Source organism: Thalassobacter sp. 16PALIMAR09 (assembly GCF_000765485.1).
Taxonomy (GTDB): Bacteria; Pseudomonadota; Alphaproteobacteria; order Rhodobacterales; family Rhodobacteraceae; genus Thalassobacter; species Thalassobacter stenotrophicus.
On record NZ_JHAK01000004.1, the window covers coordinates 247819 to 263938 of the forward strand.

12 protein-coding genes are annotated in these 16120 nt (G+C 61.4%); 9 read left to right on the forward strand and 3 right to left on the reverse strand.

Annotated elements, in window-relative coordinates:
* Positions 1 to 10: 10 nt before the first annotated feature.
* A complete protein-coding gene (locus PM04_RS10765; RefSeq protein WP_038006494.1) occupies positions 11 to 1960 on the reverse strand; it encodes a phosphatidylglycerol lysyltransferase domain-containing protein in 1950 nt (649 codons plus the stop codon).
* A gap of 299 nt (positions 1961 to 2259) precedes the next feature.
* Positions 2260 to 2574, reverse strand: a complete 315-nt coding sequence (locus PM04_RS10770; protein WP_038006495.1) for a DUF1476 domain-containing protein — start codon at positions 2572 to 2574, stop codon at positions 2260 to 2262.
* Between the two features lie 174 nt (positions 2575 to 2748).
* Here PM04_RS10770 and purC point away from each other — a divergent pair, with 174 nt between their 5' ends.
* The 7 genes from purC to PM04_RS10805 all read left to right on the forward strand — a co-directional run bounded on the left by purC (position 2749) and on the right by PM04_RS10805 (position 12231).
* Positions 2749 to 3510 carry a phosphoribosylaminoimidazolesuccinocarboxamide synthase gene (gene purC / locus PM04_RS10775; RefSeq protein WP_038006496.1) on the forward strand — a complete coding sequence of 254 codons (762 nt, stop codon included), beginning with the start codon at positions 2749 to 2751 and terminating at the stop codon, positions 3508 to 3510.
* Between the two features lie 11 nt (positions 3511 to 3521).
* Positions 3522 to 3752, forward strand: a complete 231-nt coding sequence (purS, locus tag PM04_RS10780; protein ID WP_038006497.1) for a phosphoribosylformylglycinamidine synthase subunit PurS — start codon at positions 3522 to 3524, stop codon at positions 3750 to 3752.
* A gap of 58 nt (positions 3753 to 3810) precedes the next feature.
* Positions 3811 to 4848, forward strand: coding sequence for an alcohol dehydrogenase catalytic domain-containing protein (locus tag PM04_RS10785; RefSeq protein ID WP_038006498.1), 1038 nt, complete (start codon positions 3811 to 3813; stop codon positions 4846 to 4848).
* A 12-nt stretch (positions 4849 to 4860) separates the two neighbouring features.
* A complete protein-coding gene (gene purQ, locus PM04_RS10790; RefSeq protein WP_038006499.1) occupies positions 4861 to 5526 on the forward strand; it encodes a phosphoribosylformylglycinamidine synthase subunit PurQ in 666 nt (221 codons plus the stop codon).
* Positions 5527 to 5616: 90 nt separating this feature from the next.
* Complete coding sequence (locus PM04_RS10795; RefSeq protein WP_081945966.1) at positions 5617 to 7389, forward strand: ATP-binding protein; 1773 nt, start codon at positions 5617 to 5619, stop codon at positions 7387 to 7389.
* A 21-nt stretch (positions 7390 to 7410) separates the two neighbouring features.
* Positions 7411 to 8739, forward strand: a complete 1329-nt coding sequence (locus tag PM04_RS10800) for a sigma-54 dependent transcriptional regulator (protein WP_038006501.1) — start codon at positions 7411 to 7413, stop codon at positions 8737 to 8739.
* Positions 8740 to 9207: 468 nt separating this feature from the next.
* Complete coding sequence (locus PM04_RS10805; RefSeq protein ID WP_038006502.1) at positions 9208 to 12231, forward strand: ribonuclease E/G; 3024 nt, start codon at positions 9208 to 9210, stop codon at positions 12229 to 12231.
* A 67-nt stretch (positions 12232 to 12298) separates the two neighbouring features.
* Here PM04_RS10805 and PM04_RS10810 read toward each other — a convergent pair whose 3' ends face one another.
* The gene (locus tag PM04_RS10810) at positions 12299 to 13639 is read right to left on the reverse strand and encodes a M48 family metalloprotease (RefSeq protein WP_052068289.1); all 1341 of its coding nucleotides are present in this window, start codon (positions 13637 to 13639) and stop codon (positions 12299 to 12301) included.
* Positions 13640 to 13691: 52 nt separating this feature from the next.
* Between PM04_RS10810 and PM04_RS10815 the strand changes: the two genes are divergently transcribed.
* Together PM04_RS10815 and PM04_RS10820 are read left to right on the forward strand one after the other, a co-directional pair.
* Positions 13692 to 14834 (forward strand): pyridoxal phosphate-dependent aminotransferase, encoded by a 1143-nt coding sequence (locus PM04_RS10815; RefSeq protein ID WP_038006503.1) that lies wholly within the window; start codon positions 13692 to 13694, stop codon positions 14832 to 14834.
* Between the two features lies 1 nt (position 14835).
* Complete coding sequence (locus PM04_RS10820) at positions 14836 to 16050, forward strand: N-acetylmuramoyl-L-alanine amidase (protein ID WP_038006505.1); 1215 nt, start codon at positions 14836 to 14838, stop codon at positions 16048 to 16050.
* Positions 16051 to 16120 lie beyond the last annotated feature (70 nt).

Below are 16120 nucleotides of genomic sequence, written 5' to 3' on the forward strand. Positions count from 1 at the left end.
TGCATGATTATTATGAGTTAGGTTGGGATTGGGTGTGAGGGCGGCTTTGGGGAGTGGGGCGCAAAGCCTTACCGATCTCAAAACACCCAAGCAGCAGTCCGCCGGGTCCCTTTACCATCAAGTACCGAGGTGTCCACGAAGGTGCGAAGCTGTTTTTGAATTGCAACAAGCCGCGCGCGCCGGGTGATCGTTTGTGAGCCCAATTAAAAATACGGGCCGTGATACCCTTTGCTGAAGGCGCATGAAACGGCACGCAATCGAGCGAAAGTTGGGCGATGTTTTGATTGGCTGCGTCATTGATTGCTGCGCAAATAAGCGCGTGCATCGTCCCATCGGGGCAAGTTTTGGTGTGCCGCACCAGGTCCAGCATCCAGCCCCTTTCGGTCACGTGAAAGCTGACGAAAGCGATCAAACCCCCCTTGTGGTGTGCGGTATACACACGCTGGGCGCGCAGCAGTTGCGGCGCGAAACGGCCCATGGATAGTCCGCGTTCCCCGCCGTGATCCTTGGCCCATTCTTGCGCAACGTTCGTCATTTCCCGCATGGGCAGGTTTTTGGGGTGGGTAATCACCACATCGGCCTTAGTGGCATGGCGCAGTTTGCGGCGCAGTTGGCGGTGGCTTGGCCCCGAGAGGTCAAATTGCGCGGGCAAAACAATCGCCTCCGCGCCAAGGGGCAGTTGCCACCATCCGGATGTTCGCAGCTGAGATGCCAAGGCTTGGGGCGCCTTATATACCACCGCCGGCACACCGGCCTCGCGGGAGACCACATCAAGCGCGGCGTCCATTTGCGCGTGGTTGGCTCCAAAGGGGCCCCCGATCGCTATCACTGCCTGATTGCCGCGATGCACCAGCCAGTGGCCTGTGTTGTCCGCGTTGGAAATGGCCTCACGACCCGGCTCAAACAGCAAGGCGGACAGGGGGTCGGGCGCGTTTCGGATTGTTGTTGTGTTTGGGGGTGTACCCGTCTTGCTTAGCCCGTGGCGCAGGACCTGCGGTGTATCGAGTGGTTCAAGCGCTTTGTCCGCGGGCCACAGGACATGACCGGCAGCGAGCATCGCGGGCAGGACATAATATGTCAGTCGAAAGCCGACGATGGCGGCCAAGATGGCTGGTGCGGCCTCGGGCGGGGTCATGCTGAGCAGGGTCAGCTCAAACGCGCCGAACCCGCCGGGTGTGCCGGACATGATCCCGCACCCAAGGGCCAGCAAGAACGCAGGGATCAACAATGCGAACGACAGGTCCACGTCAGGCGGCAACAAAACATAGAGCGCCCCCGCCGCCGCAATCGTGTCAATCGCGGCCCAGAGCACCAATGCCACAAGCGTTGGTAGTCCGGGTATGATTATCTGACGGCCAAACACTGTGAACCGTGGGAAAAACAAAGAGGCACCGCACAACGCAAAGGCCAGCGGCCCAACGATCCAACCGATCCACGCCACATCGCCAGCCAAAGTGGGCAGCGTGGCAAAGGCGATCAGGGTTGTGATTGCCCAGCCGAACAAAAAGCCCCCGGTCACGAGGCCTGTGATCGACATTGCCCGACCGGGGTGATCTTGGCCGGGAGTGCCGGAGCGTAACAATCGCCAGCGCACCAATGACCCGGTCACCACGCCTAGGCCCAACATTTGCGCCAAGGCGGTCGCCGATGCGCCAGAGGCCAGGACGCGCCCACGGGGCAGGCCCGTGCCCAACAATCGATGCGCGATGAGGTCATACTGGGCCACAGCACGAAAGCTGATCACGGTTAGGGCCATCGATGTGGCCCATGCCAACGGGCTGATCTGCGCCAAGGCGTCGCGCACCTGCGCAAGGTCGAAATCGGCCAGCTTTTGGGCGAGCAGCACCACCATGACGCCGCCGATGATCAGCGGCAGGATCTGTTTCAGGCTGAGCGAGAGGCGAGGCCGCGCACGGGTCCGCGCGGCCGGTGCCGCCTGCGTCGTTCGGGGATGTGCCATACAGTCTGTCTCCGCCCAAAGCCCGTGAACCGGTGCGAGGGATATCAAAAGCCCCATCATCGGGAAGGGCATACGGGCATTCGCGCGTCTGGAACCGCAAAGCGGCAGCATCAGTGTGGCGCGAGGAAAGTCGTGGCGGATTCTCCGCCGACCGATCGCACAACCACTGCAATGGGTGAGTGTGAAACAGTGATTTGCCGAACCCACCGTCGAAAGTGGGCTGGCCAATGATCGGTTTCACAGTGTTAGCAGCAGGCGCCTACTAATTCGTTAATTTTCGCGGGCACCTGAGGCGTTTTCTAGGCGTCTTTCATGATCTGGGCTTTTGCCTCGGCCAGGCATTCGGCCATCTTAGCGCGAATGGTGGCCTCATCGGCTTTGCCACCCAAGTCCCCAGACACCTTGCGAAAGACGTCTTCGTGGCCGGCTTCCTCAAAGTCGGATTTTACGACTTCTTGGGCGTAGGTTTCGGCGGCGGCGCCCTCTAGGCCCATCAAACCTGCGGCCCATAGGCCCAGCAGCTTGTTGCGCCGTGCGTCTGCTTTGAATTGCATCTCAGCATCATGGGCGAACTTGTTTTCAAAGGCGTTTTCGCGATCATCAAACGTGGTCATGGTGAACTCCTGGCTCTATCCCCATTTTTCTTATCTTAATATGGGCGTAACCCCCCTCACATTGCAAGCGTGCCACATGCCGCAGGTGCGCCATAGACACCGCACGCGCGGGCAAAGCCTTGCGGTAGGCAAGCGCATGGCGTAAGCGGTGCGCACATTATCCCGGAGGCCACCATGGCACGTCGCAAGCTCATCTACGAAGGCAAAGCCAAGATCCTGTACGAGGGTCCGGAGCCGGGCACGCTGGTCCAGTATTTCAAGGATGACGCCACCGCATTCAATGCCGAGAAAAAGGCAGTGATCGAGGGCAAGGGGGTTTTGAACAATCGCCTGAGCGAATTCTTTATGACGGGCCTGATGCAGATTGGGGTGCCGACGCACTTTATCAAACGCCTCAACATGCGCGAGCAGTTGATCCGTCAGGTGGAAATCATCCCACTTGAGGTCATTGTGCGCAACTTTGCAGCGGGAACAATCGCCAAGCGCCTCGGCCTTGAAGAGGGCACGCCACTGCCGCGTCCGATCATCGAGTTTTGCTACAAAGACGACGCGCTGGGTGATCCGCTGGTCTCGGAGGAGCATATCGCCGCCTTTGGCTGGGCCTCGCAGCAGGACCTAGACGACATGGTCAGCATGGCCCTGCGGGTCAACGACTTTATGTCCGGCCTTATGCTGGCTGTTGGCATCCGGCTTGTGGATTTCAAAATTGAGATCGGCCGTGCGTGGGACAACGATTTCATGCGTCTGATTTTGGCGGATGAAATCTCACCCGATAGCTGCCGCCTGTGGGACATCGAGACGGGTCAAAAGCTCGACAAAGACGTGTTCCGTCGTGATCTTGGCGATCTGGCAGATGCCTACACCGAAGTGGCGCGCCGTTTGGGCGTGCTGCCCACCAATGCGCCTGCGCCCAGCAAGCCTACGCTCATCAATTAAGGAGTGGCCGAATGAAAGCCCGCGTAACTGTTATGTTGAAAAACGGTGTTCTGGACCCGCAGGGAGAGGCAGTGCGTTCGGCGCTGGGCAATCTCGGTTTTGCGGGTGTTGAGGGCGTGCGCCAAGGCAAGTTGATCGAACTTGATCTGGCGGATGGCACCTCTGAGGCGGACATTAACGACATGTGCGAAAAGCTTTTGGCCAACACGGTCATCGAAAGCTACAGCGTAGAGCTGGCCTAAGGTTTGGTTCGGGGCGCGCTGCGTCCCGACCGTATCTGAGCGTATCGGGAGGGAAGACATGCGCGCAGCGGTATTGAGGGAATACAACGCCCCGTTGTCGATTGAGACTGTGGCTGATCCTGCCTGTCCCGATGACGGTGTGGTTCTGAAAGTCGAAGCCTGCGGTGTGTGCCGCTCTGACTGGCATGGCTGGGTGGGGGAACACCCCAAGGTCAAGCCGGGTCAAATTGGCGGCCACGAATACTGCGGCGAAGTGATTGAGGCCGGCCCTCGCGCAAAACACAAAGTCGGCGACATGGTTGTGGCGCCCTTCATTCTGGCCTGCGGCTCTTGCCCGTCGTGCCAATCGGGCGCGCAGAACACCTGTCCAAACCAACGCTTGCCAGGCTTTGTTGAGCCGGGCGCGTTTGCCGAATACGTCGCGGTTCCGTTCGATCACAACCTGTCGCTGCTGCCCGAAGGCTTGTCCGCTACGGTTGCCGCCGGTCTTGGCTGCCGTGTGACGACGGCTTGGCATGGTCTGACCGGGCGCGCTGGACTGCAAACCGGCGAATGGCTCGCGGTGCATGGCACTGGCGGGGTAGGACTGTCGGCCTTGATACTTGGCCAAGCGCTGGGCGCGCGGGTTATCTGTGTTGACGTCGTCCCTGAAAAGCTGGAGCACGCCAAATCCCTCGGGGCGGAGCATGTCATTGATGCCCGTGACGGCGACGTTGGCGCGCGGATCAAAGAGCTTACGGGCGGTGGTGCGCAGGTCTCGATGGAGGCTCTTGGCATCCCGGCGACCGTCAACAGTTCGCTCGAATGTCTGGCTCCCTTGGGGCGGCACATCCAACTGGGTCTGCCCACGGGCCATACCGCTACGATGGAGGTCAACATGGCCGCTATCTATCAAGGCAACCTCGCGGTGTATGCCTCGCGCGGGATGCCCAGCTGGCGGTACCCGTCCTTGCTGGACCTGATCACTCGCGGGGCTGTCGATATGTCCCCGCTTATCGCGCGTGAAATCGGCTTGTCCGAAACCTCGCGCGAACTTGCTGCGTTTAACGGTCCAACGTCTCCGGGCGTGGCCGTGATTACCGATTTCACCGCCTAAAGGAACCCGCCCATGAAAGCCGCCGTCCTCGTTTTCCCTGGCTCAAACTGTGACCGGGATCTTGCCGTTGCCCTGCGGGGTGCGGGCTTTGATGTTGAGATGGTTTGGCACAAGGAAACCACGCTCCCGAAGGTGGACGTTGTCGGTGTGCCCGGTGGTTTTTCCTACGGGGATTACCTGCGGTGCGGCGCGATTGCGGCCCAGTCGCCGATTGCGACGGCACTCAAGGCCCATGCTGAGGCCGGGGGCTACGTGATGGGGGTCTGTAACGGGTTCCAAATCCTTGCGGAAACGGGTCTGTTGCCCGGCGCGCTTTTGCGTAACGCGGGCCTGAAATACATCTGCAAAACTGTGCCATTGGTGGTCGAAACTGCTGACAGCGCCTTTACCAGCGGTTACGCGCAGGGTGACACGATCGACATTCCGATCGCGCACCACGATGGCAATTACACCGCGGATGCCGACACGCTTGCGATGCTCAAGGCTGAGGACCGGATTGCCTTTACCTACGGCGATAACCCCAACGGGTCGGACGCGGATATCGCTGGTATCCTCAGCGCGAACCGCCGCGTATTGGGCATGATGCCCCACCCAGAGCGGCGCGCAGAGGCCGTGCATGGCGGGACCGACGGTGCGGCGATGTTCACAGGCCTCGCGGACGCGCTCGTCAGCGCATAAGGTCCAGCGGGCCTGCCACACAATCAGCGCAAAGTCGCGCGTGATGCGCGCGACGCTTGAGCCTTGGGCGGCCGCAAGGTACCTTAGGGTATGAGCGCGCTCCCACCCCCTGATGCTGCACAACCCACCGGCCCCAAGCCGCGTTTGCCCGCTTCGCAACGCGTGCTGATCGTAGGCGTTGTGATGTTGGCGGCGATTGTTGTGTGGGTCTCGAACCAAGTTCTGACGCAGCGGTTCACAGAAACGACCAAGCAACGGACCGAGGTGCGCCAAGCACTTTACACCGGTGCGATCCTATCGGAATTGCAGCGCCATACGGTTGTGCCGCTGTTGCTGTCGCGTGACCCGACCATGATTTCGGCGCTCAACACGCAGGATTATACCAATACCTCGCAGCGGTTGATTTCCTACGTTGATGAGATCGGGGCGGCCTCTATTTTGATGCTCGACATGGATGGCCGCGCGGTTGCGTCCTCAATCCGTGAGCAACTGGGCACGATCCATCGCAACCAACCCTACATGGTTGAGGCGCTCCGCTCTGACGGCACCGTCTTCACCATCACGCCGCTGGAAAGTGGCGGCTATGAGTTCAGCTTTTCGCGCCAAATCCGGGATGCAAACGCGCCCCTTGGGGTGATCCAGGTCAAGGTTGATCTGGCCAAGTTTGAAACCCGTTGGCGCGGGGCCTCTGAGGCGGTTGTGGTCACGAATTCCGAAGGCACCGTGATCCTCTCGACAGAACCTCGTTGGCGGGGCCTGTCCACTGAGTTAGCGCTTGAGGAAATTTCGGCGCCGTCTGCCATTGCCCGCGCGATTGAGGCAACAGCACGGTGGGCGCCCTATGTCGACCGGGCCTATTTCTCGGGCGATGCCATCATGGAGTTGGAGGCGCGCATCCCGTTCCGTGGCTGGCGTTTGACGACCTTCACGACCTACGATTCCGTGCGCGAGCGGGTGAATGCGGTGCTCGCATTGCAGATCATGGCGTTTGCGCTGTTGCTTGCGGGCACGTTCTACATGCTGAGCCGCCGGGCACAGTTCCGCTCGCTGCTGTTTCAGCGTGAAAGCGCAGAGTTGCGCCGCCTAAACGACCGTCTGAGCCGGGAAATCGCGGAGCGTAAAAAGGTCCAAGAAACCCTGAAGGAGGCGGAGCAAAGCCTCGCGCAGTCGTCCAAGCTCGCAGCTTTAGGCGAGATGTCTGCCGCCGTTAGCCATGAGCTGAACCAGCCACTCGCGGCCATGAAAACCTACCTTGCGGGGGCGAAGCTGCTGCTGCAACGCAAACGCCCCGAAGAAGCGATGTCCAGCTTTCAACGGATCGATGATCTGATTGAGAGGATGGGCGCAATTACTCGGCAGCTGAAAAGCTATGCGCGCAAGGGCGGTGAGGCGTTTGAACCTGTGGATGTGCGCGCCGCGATCTCGGGGGCGCTGACGATGATGGAGCCGCAGATCAAAGCGCACCGCGTCGTCCTCAGCCGCACCACGCCTGAGCGGCCCGTGATGATCATGGCGGATCGGTTGCGGCTTGAGCAGGTGATCATCAACCTTGTGCGCAACGCACTGGATGCGATGAAAGGCTCGGATACGCGGGAGTTGGATATCCTTCTGACGATGGGGGACAGCGCCGTTTTGGCCGTGCGGGATACGGGGCCCGGGATCGAAAACCTCGAAACATTATTTGAGCCATTTTATACGACGAAAAAGCCGGGGGACGGTGTTGGACTGGGGCTTGCGATCTCATCAGGGATCATCACAGACCTCGGCGGGCGGCTTTCCGCCCGCAATGGGGTCGATGGGGGCGCTGTGTTTGAAATCGTCTTGCCGATGCTAGAAAGTCGCGACGTTGAAGCCGCCGAGTAACGGCTGAGTAAGGGACACATTATGGGACACGCCGCAAGAATTGCGATTGTCGATGACGAACAAGACATGCGTCAGAGCATCAGCCAATGGCTGGCTCTGTCCGGATATGAGACCGAAACCTATTCTAGCGCCGAAGACGCGCTCAAGGGGCTGGGATCGGATTTTCCCGGTATCGTGATTTCGGACATCAAGATGCCTGGGATGGATGGCATGGCGTTCCTTAAGCGGTTGATGGGAATGGATTCCAGCCTGCCGGTCATCATGATCACCGGACATGGCGACGTGCCGATGGCCGTAGAGGCGATGCGCATGGGGGCCTATGATTTTCTGGAAAAACCGTTCAACCCGGACCGCATGTCGGATCTTGCTAAGCGCGCCTCAAACGCGCGCCGACTGACGCTTGATAACCGGGCACTGCGCAAGGAGCTCTCGGACGGCACGGTCTTGATGCGCAAGCTGATCGGCTCGTCTCCCGCGATGGAGCGGCTGCGTGAGGATATCCTCGATCTGGGGCAGGCGGATGGCCATGTTCTGATCGACGGTGAAACGGGCACGGGCAAAACGCTGGTGGCTCATGCTCTGCACGCTGTTGGCCCGCGTCAGGGCAAAACGTTCTCGCTCATTTCCTGTGCGTCGCTCGCAGAGGACGCGTTGGAGGAGCGGCTGTTTGGACCCTGCACCGACGGGCTGCCCTTGGTCGAAGAGGCTCGGGGCGGAACACTGGTCCTTGAGGATATCGACGCGCTGCCCCACGCGCTACAGGCGCGGCTGCTGACGTTTATCAACGACCAAGGCGCCCCGGCCGAGACCCGGATCATTGCCATCGCAGGCGGGGCGGACCCCTCGAAGACCTGCGAAGAACACCTGCGGTCGGACCTTTATTTCAGGCTCGCGGCGATGCGGTTGGCTCTGCCGCCCCTACGCCAGCGCGGTGAAGACATCCTGAGCCTGTTCACCCACTTCGCGGAACAATTTTCGGATGACTACGGCTCAGAGGCGCCCACGGTCACGGCCCAAGAGGCCGCGCAACTGCTGCAAGCGCCGTGGCCCGGCAACGTGCGCCAGTTGATCAATCTGGCGGAGCGCGCGGTGCTGCAACAGCGCCGTGGCACCGGGTCCATTGCCTCGCTTCTGATGGCCGACACCGAGGAAACGACGCTGCACGCGGTCTCGACCGAAGGCAAGCCGCTCAAGGAATACGTTGAGGCGTTTGAGCGGATGCTCATCGACAACACGATGCGGCGGCACCGGGGGTCTATCGCAAGCGTGATGGAAGAACTCAGCCTGCCGCGCCGAACTCTCAATGAGAAGATGGCGAAATACGGGCTCAGCCGGTCCAACTACCTCTGAGATAGGTATCAATCGCGAATTTGGATTGTCTTTCCCCCAAGGTTAGCGCTAAGAGGGAAGTGTCGGCCATCGTATTTGCGCGGTGTCCGACACAAGAGATTCACTGTGACAGGACTGAGACGCCCGACTGCGCCAGCCCCGACACAGCTTGATAGCGGGCCGGAAACGGCCCACCCCGACTGCTCCGGCGCGCGACATACGTGTGCTAGGGCCCATAAACCGGACACGCCCGGCCTTGCCAGGGTCGTGTCGGAGACAAACCGCGATGCAGAGCGCTGCAATACTACAACAGGCCCCCCCGACAGAGATAGCTCTGCCGCGCTTGGGCTTGCGCAGCTGCCGGATCGCCCCATCCAGACCTGATGCCGCACGAGCGGCCCCACCACCCTCGCGCGTTGGATCGATCCGTTCGATCACCCGGCGCGGCAGGGCGGGACCCCCCTTTGCGGTGTCTTGCAGAAAGACACAATGGCTAAAAAAATGCTCATCGACGCCACCCATCCCGAGGAAACTCGGGTTGTCGTGGCAGACGGAAACAAGGTTGAGGAGTTCGACTTTGAATCCATGAACCGTCGCCAGCTTGCTGGCAACATCTACCTGGCAAAAGTGACGCGCGTTGAGCCGTCCTTGCAGGCAGCGTTCGTGGATTATGGCGGAAATCGCCACGGTTTCCTCGCGTTTTCGGAAATTCACCCCGACTACTATCAAATCCCTAAGGCGGATCGTGATGCGATCTTGGCCGAAGAACAGGCCGATGCAGAGGCCGCCGCGGAAGAAGACGAAAAGCCCGCCGCGAAGCCCAAGCGTGCGCGTCGCTCGCGGTCACGCAAGAAGTCGGACGAAAACGGTGATGTCGCAGCCGAGGGTCAGGTAGACGCAGCCGAAGAGGGCGCTGAACAGCCCACGCCGGAAGCCGCTGCCGATGATGCGCCTGCTGCGGAGGCAGAAGCCGTAGCAGAGGCTCCGGTTGAGGTTGCTGAAGCTCCGGTTGCTGAGGCCGAGGTTGAGGCGCCCGCGGCTGAAGCCAGCGAGGAAGAAGCCCCCGCTGAGGCATCCGCCGAGGGTGATGACACGCCCCCGACGTCAATCGCCGAAGACACCGGCATCGAAGACGCCGTAATCTCGCAGGATCCCGAAGATGCAGGCGGCAGCGATGCTGACGAAGCTCCAGCGGGCGACGTTGTTGCGGACCCAGAGCCAGTGGCTGAGACCGCACCTGAAGTGGTTGAGGCTGAGACGGCTCCTGCCGAGACTGCACCCGAAGCGGTCGAGGCCGAAGCCTCGATCCCCGGCATGGACGTGGTCGAACCTGACGAAGACACCGCTTCGGATGAGGTCATTTCAGACGACGCAAACCCCGTGGACACCCCCGAGGCTGCGCCCGTAGGTGAGCGCCCCAAGCGGGGCCGTCGCAAATCGAGCGCTGCTGAAAAGGATAGCTCCGTCGAGACTGTGGCCGATGACGACGACGTCGAAGAAATTCGCCCGGTGCGCAAACCCCGCGCACGGCGCTACAAGATCCAAGAGGTCATCAAAGTCCGTCAGGTCATGCTGGTGCAGGTCGTCAAAGAAGAGCGCGGCAACAAAGGCGCGGCCCTGACGACGTACCTCAGCCTTGCAGGTCGGTACTGCGTCCTGATGCCGAACACAGCACGCGGTGGTGGCATTAGCCGCAAGATCACCAACGCGCCGGACCGCAAAAAGCTCAAAGAGATCGCCAATGAGATCGACGTGCCAAAGGGCGCGGGCCTGATCATTCGCACGGCAGGTGCCAAGCGCACCAAGACCGAGATCAAGCGCGACTACGAATACCTGCAGCGCCAGTGGGAGCAAATTCGCGCCCTGACGCTGCAATCCATCGCGCCCGCGCAGATCTATGAAGAAGGCAACCTGATCCGTCGTTCGATCCGCGACCTTTATAACCGCGATATCGACGAGGTCATCGTTGAGGGCGAAGCAGGCTACCGCCACGCCAAAGACTTCATGAAGATGATCATGCCGTCGCACGCCAAAAACGTGAAGCACTACAACGAAGGCATGCCGCTGTTCGCGCGTCATCAGGTCGAAAGCTACCTGTCGGGGATGTTTAACCCCACGGTTCAGTTGAAGTCCGGTGGCTACATCGTGATCGGCGTGACCGAGGCCTTGGTAGCGATTGACGTGAACTCTGGCAAAGCGACCAAAGAGGGCTCGATCGAGGACACCGCGACCAAGACCAACTTGGAGGCTGCCGATGAGGTGGCGCGCCAATTGCGTCTGCGCGACCTTGCGGGTCTGATCGTGATCGACTTCATCGACATGGATGAACGCCGCAACAACGCCGCCGTTGAAAAGCGGATCAAGGATGCGCTGAAATCTGACCGCGCACGCATTCAGGTTGGCCGGATTTCGGGCTTTGGCCTGATGGAACTGTCGCGTCAGCGTCTGCGTCCGGGCATGCTTGAGGCGACGACACAGCCGTGTCCTGCTTGTCACGGCACTGGTCTGATCCGCTCGGACGATAGCCTCGCGCTGTCGATCCTGCGCGCCTTGGAAGAAGAGGGCACGCGCAAACGGTCCCGCGAAGTGCTGTTGAAGCTGCCGGTTGATGTGGCCAACTACATCATGAACGACAAGCGTGAGCATCTTGCGATGATCGAGGCGCGTTATGCGATGGCCGTGCGTATCCAAGCCGATCCGCATCTGATCGCGCCGGATTACACGCTCGAAAAGTTCAAGACCGCCACGCGCGTTCTCCCCAAGATTTCGAGCAACGTTGTGTCGATGGATTCCGCTTTGATGGATGAGATCGATGACGCGGATGTGGTTGATGAGACCGCTGCTGAGACCGAAGCCACTGAGGCAAACGGTGAGAGCACGTCAAACCCAACGCCTGAGGCTACAGACGGCGAAGGCGCACCCAAGAAGCGCCGCCGTCGCCGGTCGCGTCGTCGTAAGGGCGGCAATGGGGATGAGACATCGGGCATAGAGACCGAGGGTCAGCAGGACACGCCTGCGGCTGAGGGGGAGACCCAAGAAACCACCGCCGAGCCAGCGGCAGACCCCGCACCCGAGGCTGAGGCCGACGAAAAGCCCGCCAAGAAGCGGCGTACACGGTCGCGTCGCAAAAAGACGGACACGCCTGTGGATGAGGCGGGCGAAGCAGCACCCCAAGAAGCTTCAACGCCAGCTGAACCTGCTGCGGTTGCGGAAACACCTGCGACGCCTGAGCCTGCGGTTGACACTGCGGTCGAAACCCAAGCAGAAGCCCAAGCCGAAGCGCCCGTTGCTGAAAAGCCCAAGGCCAAAAAACGCGTGCGCGCCAAAGCTCCGGCTCCTGTCGTGGCTGCGGTTGCGGACGTGGCTGACGTAGTGTCGGAGCCCGTCGCCGAGGACGAGCCTCAGGTCAGTGTGGAACTGGTCGAGGCAGTTGCGGCACCTGAACCCACGCCGGAGGCCCCCAAAGAGGCGGCAACGCCTAAGCGCCGTGGTTGGTGGTCCAAGAAAAGCTAAGACCGCGGTCTTGGGTCTATGACCTTCGCGAACAATCTAAGCCCCGTGCGCCATCTGCGTGCGGGGCTTATTTATTCGCGACACCGGCCTGTTTGGCGGCGGATAGCACGTCTTGGGCGCGCAGCCATCCTGATGAGCCCTGTGGCAATAGCCCTGCGGCCCGTTGTGCGTGGGTCGCGGCGTCCTTGAACCGGCGCAGGATCGCATACCGCTCCGCCGTGGCGACAGAGGCCAAACCGTTCTGCCCCGCGCGCGCATGGGCCAGTGCCAGATCGCGTAGAAGGCCGGGGTCAAACGCATCGCGTCCACGCGCCTCGGTCAGGACCTGCAAGGCCTGCGCATTGCTGCTGGCCGTATCCGCACCCAAAAGCGCCCGGCCCAGACCGCGCAGGATCAGCGGCTCACGCGGGCGTAGCTCAATCGCTCGCCTATAGGATGCGATGGCGGCGTCCACCCGGCGGGACTCAAGCAGTATCTGCCCCTTTAACTCATGATAAAACGGATCGTTCGGGCGCATCCCGATTACTCGATCAATGGTTTCAAGTGCGCGGCTTGTGTCAGGCTTGCGGTGGTAGGCGACGGCCCGGCGCATCGTGGCGATTTCGCCAGCGTCGTTGCGCACTCGGCGCAGGGTCCAACTGGGCGCGCGAGTAAAAGCCGACAGTTTGCCCACCGCGCGCGCATACCAATAGGCGGTTGTGGGGTTGGTCTGTACATCACCCGTGGTGCCTGCGGCAAACGCCTCCACCGCACGCAACCTGTCGCGGGTTAGGGGATGGGTGACGGCATAGGGGTCTTGGCGCCCCCGGCTCAGCGCCTCTTGGCCGCGAAAAATGTCCAGCACATCAACCATCGCTTTGGGGCCCACGCCCGCTTGGCGCATGTAGCGTAGGGCGGCTTGGTCGGCAGAGGCTTCCTCGGCCCGGGTGTGGGCAAATAGCGCGCGCTGCGCAGCACTGCCCGCGCCTATCGCAAGGCCTGCTGCCGCATCGCCTGAACCGCCAGCTGCCGCGGCGGCGGCAGCCAACAAAAGACCCAATTGAGCCGCCGTACTGGCTGCCCCAATGTTGGACCTGCGGCGTGAGATATGGCCATTGGCGATATGCGCAGCCTCATGGGCGATGACGGCCTGCACCTTGGCGGGGGTATCGAGCTTCAACAACAACCCGGAGTGGAAAAAGATCGACTTATTGTCGACCACGAACGCATTGAGCGAGCTATCAAGGATTACGAAAATGCGTGTACTAGACGGCAGGCCCGCTGCCTGCAGGATCGGTTGGGCCACCTGTTGCAGAGCGTATTCGATCTCTGCGTCGCGCACGAGAGTTTGCGCCGCCGCGATCACCGGTGCCAACGCGAATGTCAGGGCCAAAGTTGCCCGTGCCGCCCATCGTTGCAGTGTCACCATTGACCTTGCCTCCCGGGGCTGGTTTTTGATGCTTAACCATATGGAGTGTCTTATGCGCAACGCAACCCGAGCCTTGGTCGATCCGTTTATTGTGATGGACGTGATGGAGGCCGCCCGCGCCGCCGAAGCGCAAGGGCGATCCATCATTCACATGGAGGTGGGCCAACCCGGCACCGGCGCACCTGAGGGCGCGCGTGCCGCTGTGGCTCAGGCCATCCACACGGATGCGTTGGGCTATACCGTCGCGCTGGGGCTGCCAGAGCTGCGGGCGCGGATCGCGGGCCTTTACAAAAAGTGGTACGATGTCGATCTGGACCCCGCGCGCGTGGTCGTGACGTCGGGGTCATCGGCGGGGTTTATCCTTGCGTTCACGGCCCTGTTTGAGGCCGGCGAAAAGGTCGGGCTGGGGGATCCCAGCTATCCAAGCTACCGCCAAATCCTAAAGGCGCTTAGCCTTGATCCGACCCGGATTGAAACAAGCAAAGAAACGCGATTTCAACCTGTTGCAGGCAACCTTTCATCCGATTTGGCGGGGTTGATCGTAGCCTCGCCTGCGAACCCTACGGGCACGATGTTGGACCATGCCGCACTCAGTGAATTGATCACAGCATGTGACGCGCGCGAGATCGCGTTCATCTCCGATGAAATCTACCACGGCATCCAGTACGAGGGCCGTGCGATCAGCGCGCTTGAGGTGTCGGACGACGTATATGTCATCAACTCTTTCTCAAAATACTTCTCCATGACGGGGTGGCGCGTGGGCTGGATGGTGGTGCCGCAGGACCATGTCCGGGTGATTGAGCGGCTTGCGCAGAACATGTTCATTTGCCCGCCCCACGCCAGTCAAGTGGCGGCTTTGGCTGCAATGGACTGCGAAGAAGAGCTGACCGCGAACCTGTCGGTTTACGCGGAAAACCGCCGCCTGATGTTAGAGGGTTTGCCCGCCGCGGGCTTTACCCAGATCGCGCCACCGGATGGGGCGTTCTACATCTATGCCGACGTCAGCGACCTGACCGATGACAGCCGCGCATTCGCCGCGGAGATTTTGGAACACGCGGGCGTTGCGGTGACACCGGGGCTCGATTTCGATCCGGTGCGCGGACACGGTACGTTGCGGTTTTCCTATGCGCGGGGCACCGAAGATATCATCGAAGGTTTGGCCCGGTTGAAACAGTTCATGCAGGCGCGGGGCTGAGATGCGCGCGCTTCTGCTCCTTGTCGTGTGCGGGCTATGGCTGCCCTTCGCGGCCAGTGCGCAGGACTTGCGAGCCTTGGCGCGATTGGACGTTGCGGCGTCTAGCATTGCGGACGTGCGCGGCGGGGTCGAGGTCACACTCGCGCTAAGCCAAGCGGTGCCGTGGCGGGTGCTGACCCGCGATGATCCGCGCCGTATTATCCTCGATTTTCAAGAGATCGCTTGGGCAGGCGTGTCACCGCAAGCGCTTGGCACAAGCAAGCGTGTGCAGGCTGTGCGCATCGGGACCTTTCGGCCGGGATGGTCGCGGATGGTGCTGGAACTGACCGCGCCCCTGATTGTGGACACAGCCGGGATGCGCACCGATCCCAGCAGCGGCGCGGCGGTGATCACGCTACGATTGGCGCGCACAGATGCGGCGGGTTTCGCGCAGGCTGTCGCCGCGCGCCCGTCCGAAGCGGACCTTTGGGCGCTGCCAGCACCGGTGCCCCAAACGCCAAAAGTGGACAGCGGAGAGACCATCGTCGTGCTGGACCCCGGCCATGGCGGCATCGACCCCGGCGCGCAGCGCGACGGCCTGCGCGAGGCGGACCTGATGCTGACCTTCGCCCGTGAGGTGGAGGAGGCTTTGATCCGCCAAGGCGGCTACCAAGTCATTCTGACCCGCACCAACGATGTGTTCGTCCCATTGGCCGAGCGGGTCGCGATCGCGCGCGCGGCCAAGGCCGATGTGTTCCTGTCGCTGCACGCCGATGCGATCACACAAGGGGAGGCGTCGGGCGCGACGGTCTATACCCTTTCGGAGCAGGCAAGTGACCCGGCCTCGGCCCAACTGGCTGAGCGCAAAAGCCGTGAGGACGTTTTGCTGGGCGCAGATGTGACCGAAAAAGGCGACCAAGTCGCGGATATCTTGATGGACCTCGCACGGGTCGAGGTCACGCCCCGTGCAGATGCCCTCGCTGATGCGCTGGTCGAAGGGTTGCGCGGCACGGTTGGTCGGCTGCACAAACGCCCGCGGCTAGAGGCTGAGTTCGCCGTTCTAAAGGCCCCCGATGTGCCAAGTGTTCTTCTGGAGGTCGGGTTTATGTCCGACGCGCGGGACCTGTCGGACCTGCAAAAACCGCAGTGGCGCGCGCAGGTCGCCCTCGGGATTGTCCAAGCGCTTGAGACATGGGTGGTCGCTGATGCCTTGCGCGCGGAGCGTGTCCGGCAGTAAGCCCTGTCCAACTGCCCTGCGTCCGTGTGTTTCGACGTCGCGCGGGTTTTGACGCCACCGCGCGAAAGGC